Here is a 6,645-nt window from a genome sequence, read left to right on the forward strand (position 1 = left end):
TGTGGATAAATGGGAAAAGACAATTTTAAAATTCTTCATTTTGACTCCTATTGTTTATATTATTATGAAACCCCTTGAGAATTTTTTGATAAAGTATGTTACCTTTCATAGTTATTTAATTTTGAAAATGTTTGAGGAGTGTTATTTAGAGGGCAATATAATCCATTTAAGTAATTTGTCGATTGAGGTTATAGGGGTATGCACTGGAGTTTCCCTAATGGCAATATACATCTCATTGGTTATCGTTACGGCAAAAAACTTTAAAGAATTTATTTTAGGTTCTTTTATTGGAATATCCTTAATCTATTTTGGAAATATCATTAGAATATGTTTAATTGCATTTATTGGAACTCATGAAACCTACAACATCCAAACAATACATGATATAATTAGTTACATAGATGTTCCAATAACAGTATTTGCAGCATTACTTTGGTTAAAAATACAGGATCTAATTAACAGGTGAGAAATTGAATCTACAATATATAAGAGTAAATACACTAAAGATAAATCCAGAAACATTAAAAAATAGGTTGGAAAATAAAGGGGTTGTATTGAAAGAGACATTTTTACCTTATGCCTTTGAGGTTCTAAAATCTCCATTCTCTATTGGAGCAACACCAGAGTATTTGTTTGGATACTACTTTGTTCAAAGCATCTCCTCAATGATACCACCAATAGTTTTAAACCCCTCAAAGGATGATTTAGTTTTGGATATGTGTGCTGCTCCAGGTGGGAAAACAACACATTTGTCCCAACTTATGGGCAATGAAGGGGTTATCGTATCTGTTGAAATAAAAAGTAGTAGGATGAAGAGTTTAAAGGCAAATATAAATAGGATGGATATAGCAAATGTTATTATGCTAAATATGAATGCATTGCATTTGAAAGAAAAGAATTTAAGGTTTGATAAAATATTATTGGATGCTCCATGTAGTGGGAATGTAATAAAAGATAAAAGTAGAAATGTAACAAAAGAAGACATAATATATTGCTCAAATAGGCAGAAGGAACTTATTGATGTGGGAATTGATTTATTGAAGGAAGGCGGGACTTTGGTTTATAGCACATGTTCATCCGAAGAGGAGGAAAATGAAGGGGTTATAGAGCATATATTAAATAAGAGGGATAACGTTGAACTTCTGCCAATTGAAAATAGTTTTGAAAGGATAAATGTTATTGAAGGGGGGATAAAAGGAACTTTAAGAGTAGTCCCCCCAAATGAACCCTTCTTCATAGCAAAACTTATAAAAACTGAGGATTAACTATTTATTTTGGGTTTTTTGGTTTTCTTGGAGCAATCATTGTTTCACCCCCACAGGTTCTAATATACACTGAATTCGTAAGGTATATAAAGAGATATTCAAAAAATTCAAACCTTCTTTTTGAAGTTTATTTTAAAAAAGGTGTAGTAAATGCCAAAAAAGATTCATGACAAATTAAAAATAATGGAAGAAATACTAATTCTTGGCAAAAAAGGGGAAGAATTAACAATATACAACATCACAAAGAAACTCAATCAAAATATTAAAAACCTAAAATGTGTTGATATTGAAAAACATTATATCAAAGAACAAACTATAAGTGATGCAATAAACGAACTAAGGAAATTAAATTGTTTGGAGATTAAGTCCACTGAAAGAACAAAAACTGGAAAAGAAAAAAAGATATATAAATTAACAGAAAACTCTGAAAAGATTTTTGAAATTTATAAGAAAAATTATTCAAAAATACATAAAATTCTAAAAATTATGAAATCTGATGGGATTTCTGATGATGAATTGGATGTTGTTATTTTTATATTAAAAAGATTATTAAGGTGATTTTTTGGGCGAAGGTGTAGTTATTGATGGTAGTTATTTGGAGGGTGGAGGGCAGATTGTTAGAACTGCAATATCTTTATCTGCATTAACTCAAAAACCAGTGAAGATAATAAATATTAGGAAAAAAAGGAAGAATAAAGGACTTTCTCATCAACACGTTGCATGTGTAAAGGTGGTTAAAAAATTGTGTAATGCAGATGTTGATGGACTCTATGTTGGTTCAGAGGAATTAACCTTTTATCCAAATAAAATATCCCCAAAAAGTTTTAAACTTGATATTGGAACCGCTGGGAGTATTTCTTTGGTTATTCAGACACTTCTTCCCATCTCTGCAGTTATAAAAAAACCAACAACCATAACCGTAACTGGTGGGACTGATGTGAAGAATGCCCCGCCAATTGACTATATGAAAAATGTGGTTTTGAAAGTTTTGGGTTTTGTGGGGGTTGATGCAAATATAGAGGTTTTAAAGAGAGGATTTTATCCAGAAGGTGGAGGAGTTGTGAGATTAACATTAAAACCTTCAAAAATAAAAGAGATTGAATTGGTTGAACATAGTAGGGATAAAAAAGTAGGAGGCATTGCCTACGCTCAGAATTTAACCAATGACATTCCAAAAAGAATGAGAAAATCCTGCTCAGAATTGTTAATGAAGAATAGTTATCTCCCAAATATAAAACTTGAAAACTCAAAGGACACATCAACCGGGGCAGGGATAGTTTTGTGGTGTGATACTGTTGGAGAAAGTTGTTTGGGGGAGAAAGGCCTAAGATCAGAAATCGTTGGAAAGATGGTTGCTGAAAAGTTATTGGAAGAACTTAAAAGTGGAATGGCTTTAGATAAATATATGGGAGACCAAATAATACCATTCTTAGCAATGGGAAAAGGTAGAGTTGGAATTTCAAAAATAACCAACCATACACGCACAAACATCCATGTTGTGGAAAATTTCTTTGATGTTAAATTTAAAATTGAGGAATATGATGAAAATGGTTGTAATGGCTATACGATTGAGATTTATGAGGGATAATATGTTTAGATATTTTGAAACTACTGCCGATATGGGAATTATTGCAGAAGGGGAAACTTTGGAGGAGGCATTTTCCAATGCTGCAAAGGGGTTATTTAATCTCATGGTTAATATAGAAAATGTTGAAAAAAAAGAAAAAAGAACCTTTGAAGTTTCTGCAGATGATTTATGTGATTTATTGTATGATTTTTTAACTGAACTTCTAATTTTGCATGATAGCGAGTTTTTAGTTTTTTCTGAGTTTGATGTAGAGATGGATAAAGAAGGGGAAATTTTTCATTTAAAGTGCATAGCATTTGGGGAAGAATTTGACAAAGAAAAACATGAGCCAAAAGAAGAAGTTAAAGCAATAACCTATCACAAGATGGAAATTAAGCATGAAGGGGATAAATGGGTAATTAAATTTATTGTTGATCTATAGTTATTGAATTACGCTTCCATAGACAACATGTATGCTTGATCTGCCCAATAATCCAAAATCTCCTTTATACTCCCTCTATTCTTTTTCATTCTCGCCATTTGTTTTAATACTTTGACGGTGTTTTTCATCTCTTCCTCAGTCATAAACGGGGCTTTTAAAAGTATTTCTATGGCTCTTTTATCAATTTCATCCATAGTATCCCTACCCTATTTATTATTATTTTTGAAATTAGTATTATCATATATATACTTTTCCATTCATGTTATTACTAAAATCTTTTTAGGGATGTTATTAGATATTTGTTCATAATATTTAAAATTTTCTTTATAATTTATAAAAATTTCTTTATTTAGAACTGGGGTATTATATAACTTTATGGGCTAATCTAAAAATCTATAAAAAGCGTTGGAATATAGAAACAAGATTTAGAATGTTTAAAGACCTAAAAATAAAAACGAAATCAGGACTTTAAAGGTTAGGTTGTTTCTATTTATACTTAGAGCGATAATCCATAACTTTTGGATTTGGATGAAACATAAAAACGAAATTCCTTATAATTTAAATTATAATTTAAAAGAATTTATTATATCAATTAACGACTTTGCAAACTTGTATTGCAAACCTTCCTTTGATTATGGTGGTAATACTCGGTTGTGTATATCTAATGCATATTCGGAGATACTGGTATATTAAAAACCTCAAATAAATTTGAATATTGCGATTCATTTTAAATTTAAGACGAATACAACATTTAGGTTTTTAGATGACATACTCTCCGCCCTAAAGGGCGGAGTTTCTTTAGGAGAGCAGAGGGTTTATAAGCCTCACCCTCCGCGGGTTGCCAAGCCCACTATCCCTACTCCTTTCGGGGTTCGGGACTACCTTAAATAAGATATTTCTTGCTCCATTAATATCAGCATTAATAACTATCCCACAATTCGAACAAACATATAAACCTCTGTATTTTCTATTTGATTTCTTTATTACTCCACAAACGCTACATTTTTGTGATGTATAACTTTCATTGATTAGTTCTACATCGATACCTAACTCCTCTACCTTGTAGGTTATCATTTTAACCAATTTTCCAAATGGTATTCTATGGAGTTGCTGGTTAACTCTATCTCCTATGTCTATTTTTGTTATTCCCTTGCTTAAATCACCTACAACAATCCTTGAAACGCTCTTTTCCTTCGCTAACTCTACAATCCATCTACTAATTTTATGCATGTAGTCTTTAACGTAATTCTTTTCCTTAACTGTCAACCTTGCTAATCTCTTGCAATTCTTTAATCCTTGGTTAGCAATCTCTGATACTATCGATGCTTTTTTCTTAGCAAACCACCTTAATTTAGACAACAAAATTCTGCCATCGAATATGAATGACTGTCTCTCATTCTGTATAACGACCGTCGCTAAATTTTTAACACCTAAATCAATAGCCATCACTTTATCTTTGCTGAACTTCCCTGGATTAACTACTTTTCTATAAATCAAGTGCAACACATAAAAGCTCTGCCCGTAGAGGTCATGCGGAACAATCTCTACTTCCTTAACATTCATGGAATCGAGCGGTAGAGTTCTCGGCAACTCTACCCATAAGAACTTGGACTCGATTCCAAACTTTTTTTAAGTATTGCTTAGTTTGCTTTGACAGCGATAATCTTAACTTGTTGTCGATAATTCTAAATCCGTCTTTTTTCCACTTAACTGGAAAGTGTCCATCTTTCGGTTGGAATCTCGGTCTTTTTGTGTGCTGTTTAAAAGTATTAATCCAAGCGATTTTTAGTTTCTGCAGAACTACCTGGGCTGATTGTGAGTGAAGATTTTTATACCAAAAATTATTCTTTAATTTCTTTTCTAATTCGGTTATTTTTATATTGCCTTGTGTTATTTGATAGTTAGCAATATTCCATAATTTCGATGCGGAATAAGTTAAATGGTTTAGTATAATTAATTGTTCGTTGGTTAGTTTTCTTGTTAGGTTTATGGTTAAAACTCGAGTTACTTCCAACTTAGACACCTTTTTGGCTGTCTATATATTGTCTAATAACATCGAGTGTTACTATTCCAACGGTTGATATAAATCTACCTCGTGTCCATAATGTCGGTAGTTTTCTTTTTAGCTCTGGAAACTCGTTTCTTAATCTATTTGAGGTATATCCTTTAATCTGTGCAACGATTTTGTTTATTCCAATTGTTGGGTCTGCATCTAACAATAAATGAACATGGTCTGGTGCGATAACCATATCTAAAACTTCGGTGTTGAGTTCTTTACACCTTTTTTTAATTAGTTCTTCTAATCGTTCTTTTATCTTTCCAGTTAATACAGGTCTTCGATATTTTGGGCAAAATACTACATGATATTGACAACTATATACAATGTGCTTATTCTTATTGTGATGGTATTTCTTTGGTGGCGATTTCAATTCCATAACAACCACCAAATATTATATAGATAAAAATTATATGTAAATTTTGCTATATATGTTTAATCTATCTAACTAATAAAATAGCCCCACCCATATCCCCTATCTCCGAGCATAGCGAGGAGAGTAACAAAAACCGTAGGTTTTTGTCTGAATTCATCACCGCCCTTTAGGGCGGTGCTTTCTTAGCAACAATCAATGGTAAATTTTAATAAAATTTGCAAACAACATACTTTGAAATTGTTGTGTCGTATAAAATCAATAATAAAAAAATTTAGGTGCATACTATGGAAGAGGAACTGCAGAAGTTGGAGGGGATTCCAAAGAAGATATACGAGGATATAGACAAAGATATTGAGATAAAATCTCTCCTAAAAATGTCCAATATAATGGCTGTTAAAAGAATGGGCTTTAATGACCACGGAAAAACCCATGCAAAAATCGTAGCAAACAATGCAATAAAAATACTTAAAATTCTCTACAAAAATGGTATTGAACCAAGTTTTGTGGAGGATTATAACGGAACTTTTGAAGATTCATTGGTTATTGTTCTTCTCTCCGCATATTTGCACGATATTGGAAATGCAGTTCATAGATTTAATCATCATTTCCACTCCACATACTTAGCAAGGCCTATCTTAGAGAGAATACTAAAAAAATACTACAAAAACCCAACTCCAATTATAACTGAAACCCTTCATGCCATTTATTCCCACAATGAAGGGATAATGGGACAAACTATTGAGGCTGGAGTTGTTGCAGTTGCAGATGGGACAGATATGACGGAAGGGAGGTCAAGGGTACCAATATGCAAGGGATGCTATGACATTCACTCAGTCTCAGCAGCATCAATAAAAGAGGTTATTATAATAGGACTTTCGCAAATACATTTAAATACTTAGATTAACAATAAACCAGTTTCTTTACATAAAGAGATTATGG

General features: G+C 32.0%; 8 protein-coding genes and 1 pseudogene. 6 read left to right on the plus strand and 3 right to left on the minus strand.

Annotated elements, in window-relative coordinates; translation table 11 throughout:
• Nucleotide 1: 1 nt before the first annotated feature.
• From artE to METFODRAFT_RS04485, 5 genes are all read left to right on the plus strand, one after another.
• Nucleotides 2–466, plus strand: a complete 465-nt coding sequence (gene artE / locus METFODRAFT_RS04465; protein WP_007044352.1) for an archaeosortase family protein ArtE — start codon at nucleotides 2–4, stop codon at nucleotides 464–466.
• Between the two features lie 4 nt (nucleotides 467–470).
• Nucleotides 471–1,265, plus strand: coding sequence for an NOL1/NOP2/sun family putative RNA methylase (locus METFODRAFT_RS04470; RefSeq protein WP_007044353.1), 795 nt, complete (start codon nucleotides 471–473; stop codon nucleotides 1,263–1,265).
• Between the two features lie 150 nt (nucleotides 1,266–1,415).
• Nucleotides 1,416–1,823, plus strand: coding sequence for a hypothetical protein (locus METFODRAFT_RS04475; RefSeq protein ID WP_007044354.1), 408 nt, complete (start codon nucleotides 1,416–1,418; stop codon nucleotides 1,821–1,823).
• 4 nt (nucleotides 1,824–1,827) lie between these two features.
• On the plus strand, nucleotides 1,828–2,853 hold the full coding sequence (rtcA, locus tag METFODRAFT_RS04480; protein WP_007044355.1) for an RNA 3'-terminal phosphate cyclase: 1,026 nt from the start codon (nucleotides 1,828–1,830) through the stop codon (nucleotides 2,851–2,853).
• Between the two features lies 1 nt (nucleotide 2,854).
• Nucleotides 2,855–3,274, plus strand: coding sequence for an archease (locus METFODRAFT_RS04485; protein WP_048115569.1), 420 nt, complete (start codon nucleotides 2,855–2,857; stop codon nucleotides 3,272–3,274).
• Between the two features lie 8 nt (nucleotides 3,275–3,282).
• On the opposite strand, the gene METFODRAFT_RS04490 is transcribed toward METFODRAFT_RS04485, so the two are convergent.
• The 3 genes and pseudogenes from METFODRAFT_RS04490 to tnpA all read right to left on the minus strand — a co-directional run bounded on the left by METFODRAFT_RS04490 (nucleotide 3,283) and on the right by tnpA (nucleotide 5,709).
• The gene (locus METFODRAFT_RS04490) at nucleotides 3,283–3,468 is read right to left on the minus strand and encodes a hypothetical protein (RefSeq protein ID WP_007044357.1); all 186 of its coding nucleotides are present in this window, start codon (nucleotides 3,466–3,468) and stop codon (nucleotides 3,283–3,285) included.
• A gap of 604 nt (nucleotides 3,469–4,072) precedes the next feature.
• A pseudogene (locus METFODRAFT_RS11945) lies at nucleotides 4,073–5,288 on the minus strand (RNA-guided endonuclease InsQ/TnpB family protein).
• A 1-nt stretch (nucleotide 5,289) separates the two neighbouring features.
• Nucleotides 5,290–5,709, minus strand: coding sequence for an IS200/IS605 family transposase (gene tnpA, locus METFODRAFT_RS04500; RefSeq protein ID WP_007044360.1), 420 nt, complete (start codon nucleotides 5,707–5,709; stop codon nucleotides 5,290–5,292).
• Nucleotides 5,710–5,990: 281 nt separating this feature from the next.
• Between tnpA and METFODRAFT_RS04505 the strand changes: the two genes are divergently transcribed.
• Nucleotides 5,991–6,605 carry an HD domain-containing protein gene (locus tag METFODRAFT_RS04505; protein ID WP_007044361.1) on the plus strand — a complete coding sequence of 205 codons (615 nt, stop codon included), beginning with the start codon at nucleotides 5,991–5,993 and terminating at the stop codon, nucleotides 6,603–6,605.
• Nucleotides 6,606–6,645 lie beyond the last annotated feature (40 nt).

Source organism: Methanotorris formicicus Mc-S-70 (genome assembly GCF_000243455.1).
GTDB classification, from domain to species: Archaea; AGJL01; Methanococci; order Methanococcales; family Methanococcaceae; genus Methanotorris; species Methanotorris formicicus.